The 16,699-nt window shown below is 60.6% G+C and carries 16 protein-coding genes; 8 read left to right on the top strand and 8 right to left on the bottom strand.

The features are described from left to right. Nucleotides 1-250 precede the first annotated feature (250 nt). Complete coding sequence (locus GTP46_RS10215; protein ID WP_161006511.1) at nt 251-2,296, bottom strand: NADPH-dependent 2,4-dienoyl-CoA reductase; 2,046 nt, start codon at nt 2,294-2,296, stop codon at nt 251-253. A 98-nt stretch (nt 2,297-2,394) separates the two neighbouring features. Here GTP46_RS10215 and GTP46_RS10210 point away from each other — a divergent pair, with 98 nt between their 5' ends. After that, nucleotides 2,395-3,000 (top strand): SRPBCC family protein, encoded by a 606-nt coding sequence (locus tag GTP46_RS10210; RefSeq protein WP_161006600.1) that lies wholly within the window; start codon nt 2,395-2,397, stop codon nt 2,998-3,000. 6 nt (nt 3,001-3,006) lie between these two features. Here GTP46_RS10210 and GTP46_RS10205 read toward each other — a convergent pair whose 3' ends face one another. The 6 genes from GTP46_RS10205 to GTP46_RS10180 form a co-directional block, all read right to left on the bottom strand. Beyond that, the gene (locus GTP46_RS10205; RefSeq protein ID WP_161006510.1) at nt 3,007-3,459 is read right to left on the bottom strand and encodes a hypothetical protein; all 453 of its coding nucleotides are present in this window, start codon (nt 3,457-3,459) and stop codon (nt 3,007-3,009) included. Nucleotides 3,460-3,480: 21 nt separating this feature from the next. Next, nucleotides 3,481-3,921, bottom strand: a complete 441-nt coding sequence (locus GTP46_RS10200; protein ID WP_161006509.1) for a DUF2721 domain-containing protein — start codon at nt 3,919-3,921, stop codon at nt 3,481-3,483. Between the two features lie 70 nt (nt 3,922-3,991). Next, nucleotides 3,992-4,948: a prolyl aminopeptidase gene (gene pip, locus GTP46_RS10195; protein WP_161006508.1), complete on the bottom strand. Its 957-nt coding sequence runs from the start codon at nt 4,946-4,948 to the stop codon at nt 3,992-3,994. 91 nt (nt 4,949-5,039) lie between these two features. Next, entirely contained in the window at nt 5,040-5,780 is a 741-nt protein-coding gene (phbB, locus tag GTP46_RS10190; protein WP_161006507.1) for an acetoacetyl-CoA reductase, read from the bottom strand. Nucleotides 5,781-5,855: 75 nt separating this feature from the next. Continuing rightward, the gene (locus GTP46_RS10185) at nt 5,856-7,034 is read right to left on the bottom strand and encodes an acetyl-CoA C-acetyltransferase (RefSeq protein WP_161006506.1); all 1,179 of its coding nucleotides are present in this window, start codon (nt 7,032-7,034) and stop codon (nt 5,856-5,858) included. Nucleotides 7,035-7,284: 250 nt separating this feature from the next. Next, nucleotides 7,285-8,193, bottom strand: coding sequence for a LysR family transcriptional regulator (locus GTP46_RS10180; RefSeq protein WP_161006505.1), 909 nt, complete (start codon nt 8,191-8,193; stop codon nt 7,285-7,287). Nucleotides 8,194-8,300: 107 nt separating this feature from the next. On the opposite strand from GTP46_RS10180, the gene metE reads away from it, so the two are divergent. The 4 genes from metE (at nt 8,301) to minE (ending at nt 12,696) form a co-directional block, all read left to right on the top strand. Continuing rightward, nucleotides 8,301-10,664: a 5-methyltetrahydropteroyltriglutamate--homocysteine S-methyltransferase gene (gene metE, locus GTP46_RS10175; protein ID WP_161006504.1), complete on the top strand. Its 2,364-nt coding sequence runs from the start codon at nt 8,301-8,303 to the stop codon at nt 10,662-10,664. A gap of 153 nt (nt 10,665-10,817) precedes the next feature. Continuing rightward, complete coding sequence (gene minC / locus GTP46_RS10170; RefSeq protein ID WP_161006503.1) at nt 10,818-11,600, top strand: septum site-determining protein MinC; 783 nt, start codon at nt 10,818-10,820, stop codon at nt 11,598-11,600. A 26-nt stretch (nt 11,601-11,626) separates the two neighbouring features. Beyond that, nucleotides 11,627-12,442 (top strand): septum site-determining protein MinD, encoded by an 816-nt coding sequence (gene minD / locus GTP46_RS10165; RefSeq protein ID WP_161006502.1) that lies wholly within the window; start codon nt 11,627-11,629, stop codon nt 12,440-12,442. 2 nt (nt 12,443-12,444) lie between these two features. Next, a complete protein-coding gene (gene minE / locus GTP46_RS10160) occupies nt 12,445-12,696 on the top strand; it encodes a cell division topological specificity factor MinE (RefSeq protein ID WP_072782712.1) in 252 nt (83 codons plus the stop codon). Between the two features lie 3 nt (nt 12,697-12,699). Here minE and GTP46_RS10155 read toward each other — a convergent pair whose 3' ends face one another. After that, nucleotides 12,700-13,215, bottom strand: a complete 516-nt coding sequence (locus tag GTP46_RS10155) for a hypothetical protein (protein WP_161006501.1) — start codon at nt 13,213-13,215, stop codon at nt 12,700-12,702. Nucleotides 13,216-13,451: 236 nt separating this feature from the next. On the opposite strand from GTP46_RS10155, the gene GTP46_RS10150 reads away from it, so the two are divergent. The 3 genes from GTP46_RS10150 (at nt 13,452) to prfA (ending at nt 16,664) form a co-directional block, all read left to right on the top strand. Continuing rightward, nucleotides 13,452-14,141: a response regulator transcription factor gene (locus GTP46_RS10150; protein ID WP_161006500.1), complete on the top strand. Its 690-nt coding sequence runs from the start codon at nt 13,452-13,454 to the stop codon at nt 14,139-14,141. Between the two features lie 95 nt (nt 14,142-14,236). Beyond that, on the top strand, nt 14,237-15,511 hold the full coding sequence (gene hemA / locus GTP46_RS10145; RefSeq protein WP_161006599.1) for a glutamyl-tRNA reductase: 1,275 nt from the start codon (nt 14,237-14,239) through the stop codon (nt 15,509-15,511). A gap of 76 nt (nt 15,512-15,587) precedes the next feature. Then, nucleotides 15,588-16,664 (top strand): peptide chain release factor 1, encoded by a 1,077-nt coding sequence (gene prfA, locus GTP46_RS10140; RefSeq protein WP_161006499.1) that lies wholly within the window; start codon nt 15,588-15,590, stop codon nt 16,662-16,664. Nucleotides 16,665-16,699 lie beyond the last annotated feature (35 nt).

Below are 16,699 nucleotides of genomic sequence, written 5' to 3'. Positions count from 1 at the left end.
GGACAAGCGCGAACAATGCTTGAGGAAGATCAATGCCTTCATCAATATATTCTGATTTAAACTCTGAAGAAAACACGTCTCAAAAGCTCTTAGGACTTGCTAAGGTCGTCTGATTGCAATTCCGTAGTGAGATAGGTATGAGGGAACGCATTGATATTTCTCAAACATCGTTCTCACCTGTCCAAATGACAGAGCTGACCCCGAATCTGGGACACCCGCCTGCGCGGAATAGACAGCATGACTAAGATGCTTACAGGCGCGCTGCCAGCTCCGCGCCTTCCTTGATGGCGCGTTTGGCGTCCAGTTCTGCGGCCAGTGCGGCGCCGCCGATTTTGTGGAAGCGTGGCCACGAGGTGTTGGCTTTGGCTTCTTCCTCGCTCGGCATCAGGTCCGCCAAGCTATCCTGGCCCGCGCAGATCACCACGTTATCAACCGACAGCAGGCGCTGTTCGCCACCTACGGTGATGTGCAGGCCTTGATCGTCGATACGGTCATACTGCACACCGCCGATCATCACTACGCCATTCCGCGCCAGCACTGCGCGGTGCACCCAGCCCGAGGTCTTGCCCAGACCCGCGCCCAGACGCGAAGCCTTGCGCTGCAGGAGGTACAGCTGGCGCACCGGCTCCGGATGCTCAGCCGGCACCAGGCCGCCCGGCGTATCGCCCTTGAAGCTCACGCCCCATTCGCGCGCCCAGACGTCCAGCGCCAGCGGCAATGGATGCTTGGTGTCGTGCAGCAGGAACTCACCCATGTCGAAACCAATGCCGCCCGCGCCGATAATTGCCACGCGCTTGCCCACCGGCTTTTTGTCACGCAGGACGTCGATGTACGACAGTACTTTCGGATGACCGATGCCTTCAATCGGCGGCATCCGCACTTTGATGCCGGTGGCGACGATCACGTCGTCGTAGCCTTCCGCCAGCAGCTGCTCGCGCGTCACGCGCACGCCCAATTTCAGCGTCACGCCGGTCAGTTCGATCTTGCGCGCGAAGTAGCGGATGGTCTCTGCAAATTCTTCCTTGCCCGGCACCTGCATGGCGATCTTGAACTGGCCGCCGACGCTATCGGCTGAATCGAACAAGGTCACGTCATGGCCGCATTCCGCCGCCACCGTGGATGCCGACAAACCGGCCGGACCTGCGCCAATGACGGCCACGCGGCGCTTCTTGGCGGCCGGCGCATACACCAGCTCCGTCTCATGGCACGCACGCGGATTCACCAGGCAGCTGGCGGTCTTGCGCGAGAAGGTGTGATCGAGGCAGGCCTGGTTGCAGCCGATGCAGGTGTTGATTTCATCGGCGCGGCCCTCGGCCGCTTTGACCACGAAATGCGAATCGGCCAGAAACGGACGCGCCATCGAAATCATGTCCGCCTCACCGCGCTGCAAGATGCCTTCCGCATCGGCCGGCATGTTGATGCGGTTGGACGCTACCACCGGTATCGTCACCTCCAACCGCAGGCGGCCCGCCAGCGAAGCAAACGCACCGCGCGGCACCGAAGTCACGATGGTCGGCACACGCGCTTCGTGCCAGCCGTAGCCAGTATTCAGGATGGTGACGCCAGCCTGCTGCAAAGCCTTGGCGACAGTGACTACATCCTCCCACGTATTGCCGCCTTCAACGAGATCCAGCAGCGAGTGGCGATACATGATGATGAAGTCATTGCCCACTTCCGCGCGAATGCGCTTCACGATCTCCAGCGCGAGACGCATGCGGTTCTCGATACTGCCGCCCCATTTATCCTTACGCAGGTTGGTGCGCGCGCACAGGAATTGATTCAGCAGATAACCTTCGCTACCCATCACCTCCACACCGTCGTAGCCGGCGTCGCGCGCCAGCTTGGCGCAGCGCGCGTAATCGCGAATGGTGGTCTCGATGCAGGCCTCGGTCAGCGCGCGCGGCTTGAACGGCGAGATCGGCGATTTCTTCGCCGACGCCGACACCACGAACGGCTGATAACCATAACGTCCAGAGTGCAAAATTTGCATCAGGATCTTGCCACCCTCTTCGTGCACCGCCTTCGTCACACGACGATGGTTGATCACGTCGCCCTTGAAGTTGAGCGTACCTCCAAAGGGTAACAGCCATCCCGACCGGTTAGGAGAAATGCCGCCGGTGACAATCAAACCAACGCCGCCGCGCGCGCGTTCACGATAGAATGCGGCCAGTTTGCCGTAGTTATAGAAGCGGTCTTCAAGGCCGGTATGCATCGACCCCATGATGACGCGATTGCGCAGCGTGGTGAATCCCAGGTCAAGTGGGGCCAGCAGGTGTGGGTAGTTTATAGTTTTCATAATGCCCGCATTTAATCCCAATTCTCTAGATATGGGCTTCTAAAGTCGCGCGTGCTGCTCTTGTATTCTGCCACCCTTTACCGTACGCTGGTCAAATGATGCGATTCCTTCTGTTTTTGTTGTTAGGTGCGGCCGCACAGGTGGCGATGGCGCAGGCACCTAAGCTTGAATTGCCCAAGCTGGAAGTGTCGGTCAATCGCGTGGAGCACGATGCGCAGCACATGTACGAAGTGGACGCCACCGGCACCGTGGCGGCGCCGCTGCCCAAGGTATGGCGCATCCTCACCGGCTACGAGCGCATGTCCGAATTCGTGCCCGACATGGAGTCGTGCAAGGTCCTGTCCCGCAATGGCAATGAGGTGATCATTGAACAATTCGGCGTGGCCCGCTTCCTGTTCATGTCCAAGACTATCCATTTGATTGTGCGCGCGGTGGAGCAGCCGATGTCCTCCATCGACATCTCGCTGATCTCCGGCGACATGAAGCACTATGAATCACACTGGGAGCTGGTGCCGGTGCCAGAAACCGGCGGCACCAAAGTGATTTACAAGGGACGCATGATGCCGAACTTTTACGTGCCCGGCATCCTCGGTTCCAAGATGATACGCAGCGATATCGAACGCATGATGAGCGCCGTGCTGGCGCGCCTCGACCGGCGCGATGCGCCGAAAGTCGAAGCGATCCCGCAGCCTTCGCAGCCCTAAGCCTGCTTAGGCTAAATACGCGTCTTTCGAGCGCAGCTCGGCGAAGTTTTCCAGGTTGCCGATTTTGATCAGCACTGGGTTCAGACTCAATTGCGCCTGCATGGCGCGCCACGCAAACTGCCATTCCTGTTCCTGCGCTTCAGCCACGGTCTTGGTGAAGGCTGCGCCCAGCGCCGCGCGGGTACCGTATTCGATGGCGCCATCAATCCCCGCCCAGCTAGGAAGCGTACGCTGCACCGCACGATGGATGCGCTCACCGAATTCCTCGGTGTTGTGGATGATCAGGCAAGCATCGGCTGCGAACAGCTCGAACAGCTTGGGATCCCAGGCCTGGGAAAAACTCAGGGTCAGGCAGTTGGAGGCCGGAGTCAGGATGAACTGGCCCTGGCTCAGCGCCAGTTCCAGGTCTTCGCGCACGCCGTAGCGGTACAGGGTGGGCGGGCGTTGGTAGTCGTGCATGATGTACTCACATAAAAAAGTTTAACGCTTGTGCCGGACATGGCGCTGTGAACGCATCCACGCCGACGCAATGAAGATTTCGCGCAGCAGCGAAATGAAGCTGCCGACCAGGCAAACCACGGCCACCACGAACATGCCCGCAATGTATTTGTCCAGGCTCAGGTTCGTGATATCGCCGAGGAACAGCATGGCCACGATCACGCAGACAAACAGCCCGCAGGCGGTCGACAGCGCGATCGACATATTGATCAAGTGCGAACGGCTATACAGCACATCCAGTTCATTCAGGTATGGGTCGCTGTAGGCGACGTCGAGCCGGTCTTCCAGCACGCGCGAACGGTCGATGATGCGCGCCAATCGGTTGGTCAGCACGATCAGGTTGGTGCATACGCCTGACAGCAGGAACACCGGCGCAATCGCCAGCTGGATGATGTGACCGATATCTCCGGTCTGAATGTTCATGATCGCCATACGGCCTTATTCTTATCGATTAATTCACAGTGTAGCAGCCCGCGTCTCCCCGGGCCGGTTTTCAGGTGAAGCTGCGGGTACGCTTGAACTGTTCGGTGGCCGCCACCAGCGCGCGCGAGATGCCTTTTTCCATGGCGCCGTGGCCCGCATCCGGAATCATATTCAGCACCGCGCCCGGCCAGGCCTGTTGCAAGCGCCATGCCGACACCGGCGGGCAAATCACGTCGTAGCGGCCCTGCACGATCACTGCCGGCAGGTGGGCAATGCGGCTAACCTCGCGCACCAGCTGGTCGTCGCTGAAGAAGCCAAGATTGGCCATGTAATGCGACTCAAGACGGCCGACGCCGAGATCCAGCGCATCCGACGGCGGATCTTCGGCCTGCGGCAGCAGGAACACGCGGCGGCCTTCGAAACGGCTCCACGCGCGCACCGCCGGCATGTGCACCGTCGGGTCCTCGCTCATGATGCGCTGCACATAGGCTTGCAGCAGGTCGCCGCGTTCTGCTTCTGGAATCGGCGCGATGAAGTCGGCATGCACCTCGGGGTGGAACCAGCGCGCACCGTCGAGGAACCAGTCGATTTCCTCTTGGGTACACAGGAAGATTCCGCGCAGCACGAAGCCGAGGCAGCGCTCAGGATGCGCCTCGCCGTAGGCCAGCGCCAGCGTCGAGCCCCACGAGCCGCCAAACACCAGCCACTGCTGGATGCCGAACTGCACGCGCAGCCGTTCGATGTCCTCGATCAGCAGCTGGGTGGTGTTGTTGCGGCACTCGCCCAGCGGGGTCGATTTGCCGGCGCCGCGCTGGTCGAACAGGATCACGCGGTACTGGTCCGGATCGAAGAAGCGGCGGTGCTGCGGCGACAGGCCGGCGCCCGGGCCGCCATGCAAGAAGATCACCGGAATGCCGTTCGGATTGCCCACCTCCTCCCAGTAGATGGTGTGCAAATCGTCGACCGCCAGCATGCCGTGACGGCTGGGTGCAATGGGTGGAAACAGGACGGAAGTAGGGTCGAACATGGCTATCCTTTGAGCATCGATAGCAGATTGTACGAAAAAAAAGCCGGGATCGCGAACGAACCCGGCTCTTGTGTCATGCGTCAGCGACGGCTTAGGACATGTGCTGGCCGCCGTTGATGGCGATATTGGAGCCCGTCACAAAGGCTGCCTCGTCCGAAGACAGGTAAGCCACCAGGCCCGCTACTTCTTCCGGTTTGCCCAAGCGGCCCATCGGAATTTGCGGCACGATCTTGGTATCCAGTACTTCTTGCGGGATCTCCATCACCATCTTGGTGCCGATGTAGCCTGGCGAGATGGTGTTGACGGTCACGCCTTTTTTCGCCACTTCCAGCGCCAGCGCCTTGGTGAAGCCGTGCATGCCGGCCTTGGCTGCCGAGTAGTTGGTCTGGCCGAAAGCGCCCTTTTGACCGTTGACCGACGAGATATTGATGATACGGCCCCAGCCGCGTTCCACCATGCCGTCGCATACCGGCTTGGTCATGTTGAAGACGGAATCCAGGTTGGTGCCCATGACGGCGTCCCAATTTGGTTTGTCCATCTTCTTGAACGTCATATCGCGCGTGATGCCGGCGTTGTTCACCAGCACGTCGACCGGACCGATTTCTTTTTCGATCGCGGAGATGCAAGCTTGTGCCGAGTCATAGTCGGCCACATCGCATGGGTAGGCGCGGAAGTTGTAACCTTGGTCGCGGGTCGTCGCCAGCCATTGTTCAACTTTAGGATTGCCAGGGGAATACGTGGTGACGACACAATAGCCTAGCGCTGACAGCTTGAAACAAATCGCTTCGCCCAGACCACCCATGCCACCGGTTACTAATGCAACTCTTGCCATTTTCGTCCCCTCTGTAATAAACACTAAAAATCCGAAAACACAGCCCGGCGACATGCCGGGCCGCTTGTATGCTGCTTATGGACGCTCGATTGCCAGCGCCACCCCCATGCCGCCGCCGATGCACAGCGAGGCCAGGCCTTTTTTCGCGTCGCGACGGATCATTTCGTGGATCAGGGTCACCAGCACGCGGGCGCCGGACGCGCCGATCGGGTGGCCGATGGCGATCGCACCGCCGTTGACGTTGATCTTGCTGGTGTCCCAGCCCATCTCTTTGTTGACCGCTACCGCTTGTGCAGCAAAGGCTTCGTTAATTTCCAGCAGATCCAGGTCGTCTGGGGTCCAGCCGGCTTTTTTCAGGCACAGCTTGGTCGCCGAGACCGGGCCCATGCCCATGAACGCCGGATCCAGGCCGGACGAAGCGTAAGCCTTGATCTTGGCCAGCACCGGCAGGCCCAGTTCCTTGGCCTTGGTGGCGGTAGTCATGATGACGGCGGCGGCGCCATCGTTCAGGCCGGAAGCGTTACCGGCAGTCACGGTGCCATCCTTGGCGAAGGCAGGACGCAGGCCGGCCAGCGCTTCCAGGGTCGAGCCTGGCTTCACGTATTCATCGGTGTCGAAGATGATGCTGCCCTTCTTCTGCACGATTTCCAGCGGCAGGATCTCATCCTTGAACTTGCCGGCTTTTTGCGCGGCTTCCGCTTTCAGTTGCGATTGCAGGGCGAATTCGTCCTGCTCGGCACGCGAAATCTCGTATTTCTTGGCCACGTTTTCGGCGGTGGTGCCCATGTGGTACTGGTTAAAGGCATCCCACAGGCCGTCCACGATCATGCTGTCCACGGCTTTGAAGTCGCCCATGCGGAAGCCGTCGCGCGAACCGTTGATGACGTGCGGCGAGGCGCTCATGTTTTCCTGGCCGCCGGCGATGACGATTTGCGCGTCGCCTGCTTTCAGGGCTTGCGCCGCCAGGTGGGTGGCTTTCAGGCCGGAACCGCAAACATGATTGATGGTGAAGCCAGGAATGGTGTTCGGCAGGCCGGACTTGATCACTGCCTGGCGCGCCGGGTTCTGGCCAACGCCAGCGGTCAGCACCTGGCCGAGGATGGCTTCACTGATCAAATTAGGATCGATACCGGTCTTGGCCAGCAAGCCCTTGATCACATGCGCGCCCAATTCAGACGCCGGGGTCTTCGCCAGGCTACCGCCAAATTTACCCACACCAGTACGGCCAGCGGCCACGATAACTACATCATCCATTTGATTCTCCATTGCGCCGGCCGCGACCGGCTAAGTTGAGCAACAACGCGAATTTTTATCATACGCCGTCCGCAGAAAAGCTGTGGCAGGTTTCGATGGTGCGTCGCCGCGAGGAATCGCCAGGATTATCTAGCAGCATCCGTGCCCAGTGCGCAACCGCCGGACACTAATCGTATGCGCAGGATTCCGCGCTTACCTTGATGCGCATCAAATCCTTTCATTTATATTTTGCAGAAACAATAACACTTTGTCACGATAATAATTTGATACCATCCAGCGAGCTGGCGCACTGCTCGCGTATCACGTTGACGAAGTCGAGCACGTAAGCCCTGTGTTTCTGCGCCTCCGGGACCGAGACGAACAAATCACTCCACAGGCCCTGCTCGCCCACCGGGCGTGCAATCACGTAGTCATAATCCACATAATTCTTGATTGCCCAGTTCGGCAAGGCGGCAATCCCGCGTCGGCTGGCCACCAATTGCAGCACGGCCACCGTCAGTTCCGCCGTGCGGCGCTGGAAGTTGACACCGGCCGGTTGCAGCACTTCGCGGATCAGGTCGATGCGTTGTTCCGGCACCGGGTAAGTGATCAGGGTTTCGCCTTCAAAATCGGCAGCTTGCAGGCGGCGCTGGGCAGCCAGGCGGTGTTTCTGCGCCATCACCACCAGGATTTCAAAGCGGAACAGCGGGAAAGTGGTGAATTCTGGTCCGTACGGCGAACCGATGACGAGATCGGCTTCGCCGCTGCGCAGCAGCTCGGCTGGCTCGCTGTGGAAGCCCGAAACCAGGTCGATCTCTACTTCCGGCCAGCGTTTGCGGAATTCGTCCATCACCGGCATCAGCCAGTCGAAACAGGTGTGGCACTCCAAAGCTACCCGTAACTGGCCGGTATCTCCCTGCATCAGGCGTGCAACTTCGCGTTCTGCGGTTTCGATCTCGGGCAACAGCATGTCGGCCAGCTTGAGCAGGCGCGCGCCGGTGGCGGTGAAGCCAATAGGCACCGATTTGCGCTCAAAAAGCGGCCCGCCGTAGCGATCTTCCAGCAATTTGATTTGATGTGACAGGGCGGACTGCGTCAGGTTGAGCAGTTGGGCAGCACGCACAAGACTGCCGGCCGAGCGCAGCGCGCTCAAAGTGCGTAAGTGGCGTATCTCTAGCATGGTCTATTAGTTTTTTTCATGTGAAGCCGCAAAATTTTTCGTTTTGATTATAGACCGGTTTGCCGCACACTTTATATCACCAATATTAAATGCGGATGACAGGCATCATGACGAACACTAATAAAGCGATACACACCCACATTCCCGGTTTTCCACGCATCGGCGCGGCCCGCGAACTGAAATTTGCGCTGGAACGCCACTGGCGCGGCGAGCAGGATGAGGCCGCACTGGAAGCCACCGGCCGCGAACTGCGCGCCCGCCACTGGGCCTTGCAGCGCGACGCCGGTCTCGATTTCGTGACGGTTGGCGATTTTGCGTTTTACGACCAGGTCGCCAACCACATCCAGCTGCTGGGCTGCGAACCGGCACGCTACGGCTTCAGCGCCGAACAGTCGCAACTGAGCCGCTACTTCACGATGGCGCGCGGCCGCAGCGGCGACGCGCACGAAGCCGGTTGCGGCTGCGGCCAGGCGCACGGCGAAACCGGCCTGCAAGCCGCCGCCGCGCTGGAAATGACCAAGTGGTTCGACACCAACTATCACTACCTCGTCCCTGAATTCACGCCGGACACCGCCTTCTCGCTGGCCTGCGAACGCCTGTTCGACGAAGTCGCCGAAGCGCAAGCCCTCGGCCACGCCGTCAAAGCCGTGCTGGTCGGCCCGCTGAGTTTCCTGTGGCTGGGCAAAGCACGCGGTGCCGAAGGCTTCGACCGCCTCAGCCTGCTGGACAAACTGCTGCCGGTCTACAGCCAGGTGCTGGACCGCCTGAAAGCCCAAGGCGTACAGTGGGTCCAGATTGACGAGCCCATCCTGGGCCTCGACCTGCCGTCCGCATGGCGCAGCGCTTTCGAAAACACCTACTGGCAACTGAACCAGGTCGGCGTACCGCTGCTGCTGGCCACCTATTTCTCGCCGCTGGAAGAAAACCTGAGCCTGGCCTGCCGCCTGCCGGTGGCCGGCCTGCACGTGGACGGTGTGCGTGCACCACACGAACTGACCAGCATCGCCGACTGGCTGCCGGTGCACAAAGTGCTGTCGGTCGGCATCGTTGACGGCCGCAACATCTGGCGCACCGACCTCGACGCGGCACTGGCCGTGCTGGCGCCGATCATGGACAAGCGCGCCGGCAAGCTGTGGTTGTCCTCGTCCTGCTCGCTGCTGCACACGCCGTTCACGCTGGCAGCCGAAACCACGTTCGACAGCGAAATCCGCTCCTGGCTGGCCTTCGCCACCGAAAAACTCGACGAACTGTACGTACTGAAACGCGCCCTGCAAGGTGACGCCGGTGCCAACCTCGACGCCGGCACCACCGAAGCACTGGCCGTCTCGCGCGCCGCCATCGCCAGCCGCCGCGCCAGCCCGCGCGTGCACCAGCAAGCGGTACGCGAGCGCCTGCAAGCCATGCCAGCCGACGCCGACCAGCGCCGCTCCGGCTTCACGCAACGCCAGGCCGAACAGCGCGCACGCTTCAAACTACCGTCCTTCCCGACCACCACCATCGGCTCCTTCCCGCAGACGCAAGCGATCCGCAGCGCCCGCGCCGGCTTCAAACGCGGCGAACTCAGCGCCGCCGACTACGAAACCAAAATGCGCGAAGAAATCGCCTACGCCGTGCAGCAGCAAGAATCCCTCGGCCTCGACGTACTGGTCCACGGCGAAGCCGAGCGCAACGACATGGTCGAATACTTTGGCGAACAGCTGGACGGCTTCGTCTTCACCCAACTGGGCTGGGTGCAATCCTATGGCTCGCGCTGCGTCAAACCGCCGATCATCTTCGGCGACGTCAGCCGTCCGAAAGCCATGACGGTGGACTGGACCGTGCACGCCCAAAGCCTGACTGGCAAGCCGATGAAAGGCATGCTCACCGGACCGATCACCATCCTGCAATGGTCCTTCGTGCGCGACGACCAGCCGCGCGCCGTCACCGCGCTGCAAATCGCGCTGGCCATCCGTGACGAGGTGGCCGACCTGGAGCAAGCCGGCATCGGCATCATCCAGATCGACGAACCGGCCGTGCGCGAAGGCTTGCCGCTGCGCCGCAGCCGCTGGGACGAGTACCTGAACTGGGCCACCCAAGCTTTCCGCGTCTCAGCCAGCGCGGTGGCGGACGGCACGCAAATCCACACCCATATGTGCTACGCCGAGTTCAACGACATCCTGCCGCAGATCGCCGCCATGGATGCCGACGTCATCACCATCGAGACCAGCCGTTCGGACATGGAGCTGCTGAACGGCTTCGGCCAGTTCCGCTATCCGAACGAGATCGGTCCCGGCGTGTACGACATCCATTCGCCGCGCGTACCGGCGCAAGCGGAGATGGTGCGCCTGCTGCAAAAAGCCAGCGCGGTGATCCCGCCGGCCAACCTGTGGGTCAATCCGGACTGCGGCCTGAAGACGCGCGGCTGGCCAGAAACTGAAACTGCCCTGCGCAATATGGTGGCAGCGGCCAAGCAACTGCGCGCGATTTACTAACGTCATTCCCGCGCAGGCGGGAATCCATGCAACGCCACAAAGGCCGCAAAATATGGGCTCCCGCCTGCGCGGGAGCGACGTAGCGTGGCATTTTTACAGTAGAATGCTGGTGCCTGCGCATGCGCGCGAGGATAACCACTGATACTGTCGCCCATGTCCAAGAGCCTGTTTCAAAAGCCCATAGAAATCAAGATTTCCACCGTCGTTGCCGTGTCCGCCATTTTGGCGACCGCTGACAGCATCGCTCTCGACGCCGCACTGGCCGAAATGACCGGTGGCACCGCCGACTTTTTCGAAGACGACATCACCGTAATCGACGTTGCCGCGCTGCCGGCCGGCTGCGATCCGATCGACTGGGGCAGCTTGATCGCCCTGCTGAAAAAATACCGTCTGAATCCAGTCGCCGTGCGCAACGCGCCGCCAGAAATGGCCGCCGACATCGCCGCCCACGGCCTGACGCTGGAGCCAGCCAACGCCAAGCCGCGCGAGGAGCCGGAGCATGCTCCGGCGCAACGCCCAGTACCAGCCCCTGCACCGGTTGCCGTGGCCGCCGCCCAAGCCCAGCCGCCTGCGCCCGCCAGCAACGGCACTGAGGTCATGATCATCGACACGCCAGTCCGTGCCGGCCAGCGCATCTACGCGCGCGGCTGCGACCTGGTGGTGACCGCCGTGGTCAACAACGGCGCTGAAATCATCGCCGACGGCAGCATCCACGTGTACAACACGCTGAATGGCCGCGCCCTGGCCGGCGCCTCGGGCAATGCCCAGGCCCGCATCTTTGCACTGAATATGTCACCCGAACTGGTGTCCATCGCCGGCGTCTACAGCACGTTTGAAGACGGATTTCCAACGGAATATGCACGTTCGCCGACGCAAATTCGCTTGGTAGGCGACCGAATCGATATACTATCTGTCAATACTGCCAATCGAGCATAAGCACACCACTCTGAAAAGGATTACTTGTGGCAAGAATTATTGTTGTAACGTCCGGCAAGGGCGGTGTAGGTAAAACGACGTCCAGCGCCAGCTTCTCCACCGGCCTGGCCATGCGCGGTCACAAGACCGCGGTCATCGACTTCGACGTCGGCCTGCGTAACCTCGACCTGATCATGGGCTGCGAACGCCGTGTGGTGTACGACCTGATCAACGTCATCAACAAAGAAGCAAGCCTGACCCAGGCGCTGATCAAGGACAAGCACTGCGACAACCTGTTCATCCTGCCAGCCTCGCAAACGCGCGACAAAGATGCGCTGTCGGAAGACGGCGTGGAAGTCGTGCTGCATGAGCTGATCAACATGGGCTTTGAATACATCATCTGCGATTCGCCGGCTGGTATCGAGCACGGCGCGCTGATGGCGCTGACCTTTGCCGATGAAGCCATCATCGTTACCAACCCGGAAGTATCGTCGGTGCGTGACTCCGACCGTATCCTCGGCATCATCCAGGCCAAGTCGCGCCGCGCCCAGACCGGCGGCGAGCCAGTCAAGGAACACCTGCTGATCACCCGCTACTCGCCGAAACGCGTGGAAGCGGACGAAATGCTGTCGTATGAAGATGTGCAAGAAATTTTGCGCATTCCACTGATCGGCATCATTCCGGAATCGGAATCGGTGCTGCATGCTTCGAACCAGGGCAACCCGGCGATCCACTTCAAGGGCACCGATGTGGCAGAGGCGTACGAAGATGTAGTCTCGCGCTTCCTCGGCCAGGAACTGCCGCTGCGCTTTACCAATTATGAAAAGCCAGGCCTGCTGCAGCGTATCTTTGGGAGCAAGTAATCATGGCACTGCTTTCTTTCCTGTTTCCGCCTAAACCGAAAACCGCCACTGCGGCCAAGGAGCGGCTGCAGATCATCATCGCGCGCGAGCGCAGCGGCCGCGCCGGTCCGGACTTCCTGCCGGCCCTGCACAAGGAGCTGATCGAGGTGATTTCCAAGTACACCAAGGTCAACGCCGACGACATCAAGATTTCGCTGGACCGCCAGGGCAACCTGGAAGTTCTCGACGTCAACGTGGTGCTGCCAGACGCTTAAGTTTTAAGCAGGCTGGCGGTGCACGCCAGCCGTCACCAGCTCCTGCGCCACCCTGGCGCAGGCTTCCACGTGCTGGTAGCCGATCTGGCGGAAGGCCAAAAAGCCGATCCCGGCCGAGGCCAGCTGCCCGGCCAGCGGCACCAGCTTGCTCGCCTGCCGCGCCACCGACTTCATGCCGGTCTTGCGCAACAACTGCATCACTACCTCCCGCGTCACCAGTTTGCCGATCAGCATGCCGCCGACACCTAATGCCGCTTCGTAGGCGATCAGGCGGAATTTAGGCTGCAAGCGGCCGATTTGCTGTTCGGACAGGCCGAATTCCTGATTAATATCGTCAATTAGCAACGCAAACAGGCGTAGGTCGGTCACCACATCCAGCCCCGGAATCGGCACTGCCGACATGCCGGCCGACACCATCGCCCGGCGCCGCACCAGCTGACGGCAGCGTTCGCGCACGGCGGCTATGTCACCTTGCGAGCCCGGCACCATGGTCCAATTTGTGTCTTTTTTGCTGCTCATATCTGCTCCCGGCCCGCACTGGGCATTCTTGCCATTTTTCAACTTCTGCATTGAATTCAGCGTTTTTCCAGTGTACCGTGTAATCAATATACGGCTGCGCACTGGGAAAACAAGAATTGCCAGAAAATTAATGTTAGTATCCAGAAAAAAATAAATTGGCCGTTTTGCTAATTGTTTTGTAAATCTCTGTTATATTTGGAGTGACTTCTCCTTAACATTTTCCTTCAGGCAGCAGTATGAGAATTGCCGTACTCGACAACGATCGCAGCCAAGCCGACTTGATTTGCCAGGTGCTGACTTCGGCCGGCCACATCTGCCATAGTTTCCAGACTGCCAAAGACGTGCTGGCGCAACTGCGCAAGGACAGCTATGACATGCTGATCCTCGACTGGCAGGTAGTCGACCTGAGCGGCAGCGAAGTCTTGCGCCGCGCCAAGGAAAAGCTGCCGGAAAATGCTCCCGTGCTGTTCCTGACCACCAGTTCCGGCGAGGACGACATCGTGGCCGGGCTGGCCGCCGGCGCCGATGATTACATGATCAAACCGCTGCGCCGTAGCGAGATGGTGGCCCGCGTGCAAGCCCTGCTGCGCCGTGCCTATCCGGCGCAAAACGGCGCCGAGTCGCTGCAGTTCGGCCAATACATCTTCGAGACACGGCCCGGCCGCTTGCTGATGGATGGCACCGTGCTGGACGTCACGCACAAAGAGTTCTACCTCGCCCTGTTATTTTTCCGCAACATCGGCCGCCCCCTGTCGCGCGCCTACATCCATGAAGCCGTATGGATACGCGAGACCGCCGTCCCCTCGCGCACCATGGATACCCACGTCTCCCGCGTCCGCAACAAATTGCAATTAAAACCAGAAAATGGCTTCCGCCTGGTGCCGGTCTACAGCTACGGCTACCGCCTCGAAAAGCTCGGCGCCTGATTCGGCCAATCCCGCTGCTATAGCTTTAGGCAGTCCGCCGGGCAACATCAGGACATCACGGTATAATGTCCGCATAATTAATGTCTGGACCCGAAATGCAGCTGCTTGCCGTCGGCCTCAATCACACCACTGCTCCGGTCTCGCTGCGCGAGCAGCTGGCGTTCGCCCCTGAGCAGCTGGGGCAGGCGGTGATGGCGGCGCGCTCGTGGTTTGAACGCATCGACCATCGTGGTTCCGACGAAGCGGCCATTCTCTCGACCTGCAACCGCACCGAGTTGTACGCCGCCAGCACCGTGCCCGACCCGCTCGACGCCGGCGCCCATTTCCTCGCCGATTTCCATAAGCTGAACTACGCCGAACTGCGTCCGCACCTGTACATGCTGCCGCAGCACGACGCCGTGCGCCACACCTTCCGCGTCGCCTCCGGGCTCGATTCGATGGTGCTGGGCGAAACGCAGATCCTCGGCCAGATCAAGGACGCCATCCGCACCGCCGATGAAGTGGGCGGCCTCGGTACCTATCTGCACCAGCTATTCCAGCGTTCCTTCTCGGTCGCGAAAGAAGTCCGCAGCACTACCGAAATCGGCGCCCACAGCGTGTCGATGGCCGCTGCCGCAGTGCGCCTGTCGCAGCGCATCTTCGACAAGATCTCTGAGCAGAACGTGCTGTTCATCGGCGCCGGCGAGATGATCGAATTGTGCGCCACCCACTTCGCGGCGCAGAATCCGAAATCCATCACCATCGCCAACCGCACGCTGGAACGCGGCGAAGTGCTGGCCCACCGCTTCGGCGGCCGCGCCATCCGCCTCGCCGATTTGCAGGACAAGCTGCACCAGTACGACATCGTGATTTCCTGCACCGCTTCCTCGCTGCCGCTGATCGGCCTCGGGATGGTGGAACGCGCCGTCAAGGCCCGCCGCCACAAGCCAATGTTCATGGTCGATCTGGCCGTGCCGCGTGATATCGAACCGGAAGTCGGCCGCCTGAATGACGCCTTCCTGTACACGGTCGACGACTTGGGCAAGGTGGTACAAACCGGGCTCGAAAACCGCCAGGCCGCCGTCGCGCAGGCCGAAGCGATTATTGAAACCCGCGTGCAATCGTTCATGCACTGGATCGACGACCGCGCCGTGGTGCCGGTGATCCAGCACCTGCAGGAAAACGGCGAAGCACTGCGCCTGCTGGAACTGGAACGCGCCCGCAAGATGCTGGCCAAGGGCGAAGATATCGACGCCGTGCTGGAAGCCCTGTCCAAGGGCCTGACCGCAAAGTTCATGCACGGCCCGCAGCAAGCGCTGCACCGCGCGCAGGGCGAGGAACGCGCCCAATTGGCAGAACTGCTGCCACAGATGTTCCGCGGCCGCCGTTAGCGGTCCCGCCTCCTCCGCTCTGCCCTCTCTCCGCCGCCACCTGCGCGGCACATGTCTCACTTTTTAAGAACACGCTATGAAACCATCCATGCTGGCCAAGCTTGATCAACTGGCAAACCGCCTGGTCGAACTCGATGAATTGCTGATGTCCGAAGGCGCCACCGATAACATGGACAGCTACCGCAAGATGACCCGCGAGCACGCCGAAATCGGTCCGCTGGTGGCAGTCTACAAGTCCTATCAGGAAGCGCTGGGCGACATCGCCGCCGCTGAAGAAATGCTGTCCGATCCGGACATGAAGGAATTCGCGCAGGAAGAAATCGAAGCCGCCAAAACCCGCACCGCCGAACTGGATCTGGCGCTGCAAAAAATGCTGCTGCCGAAGGACGTCAACGACGAGCGCAACATCTTCCTCGAAATCCGCGCCGGCACCGGCGGCGACGAATCGGCCTTGTTTGCGGGCGACCTGCTGCGCATGTACACCCGCTACGCAGAACGCAATCGCTGGCAGGTGGAGATGGTGTCGGAATCCTCGTCGGACCTGGGCGGCTACCGCGAGGTGATCGTGCGCCTGGTCGGCAACGGCGTCTACTCAAAACTGAAATTCGAATCGGGCGGCCATCGCGTGCAGCGCGTGCCGGCCACTGAAACACAGGGCCGCATCCACACCTCCGCCTGCACCGTGGCAGTGATGCCGGAAGCCGATGAAGTAGAGGACGTGAACATCAATCCGTCCGAGCTGCGCATCGATACCTACCGCGCATCAGGCGCCGGTGGCCAGCACATTAACAAGACCGATTCCGCCGTCCGCATCACCCACCTGCCGACCGGCATCGTGGTCGAATGCCAGGACGACCGCTCGCAGCACAAGAACAAGGCGCAGGCGATGAAGGTGCTGGCCACCCGCATCAAGGACGTGCAGCTGCGCGAACAGCAGGCCAAGGAAGCGGCGACGCGCAAGTCCCTGATCGGCTCCGGCGACCGCAGTGAACGCATCCGCACCTACAACTACCCGCAAGGCCGCATGACCGACCACCGCATCAACCTGACCTTGTACAAGCTCGATTTCATCATGGACGGCGACCTGACGGAACTGACCAACGCGCTGACCACCGAGCACCAAGCGGAATTGTTAGCTGCCTTGGGCGATTAATCGGAGCCTAAGGCTGAAATAACAACTTTGTGCGA

This window comes from Duganella flavida (genome assembly GCF_009857445.1).
Classification (GTDB): Bacteria; Pseudomonadota; Gammaproteobacteria; order Burkholderiales; family Burkholderiaceae_D; genus Rugamonas; species Rugamonas flavida.
This window is presented reverse-complemented; position numbering and strand designations above follow the sequence as displayed.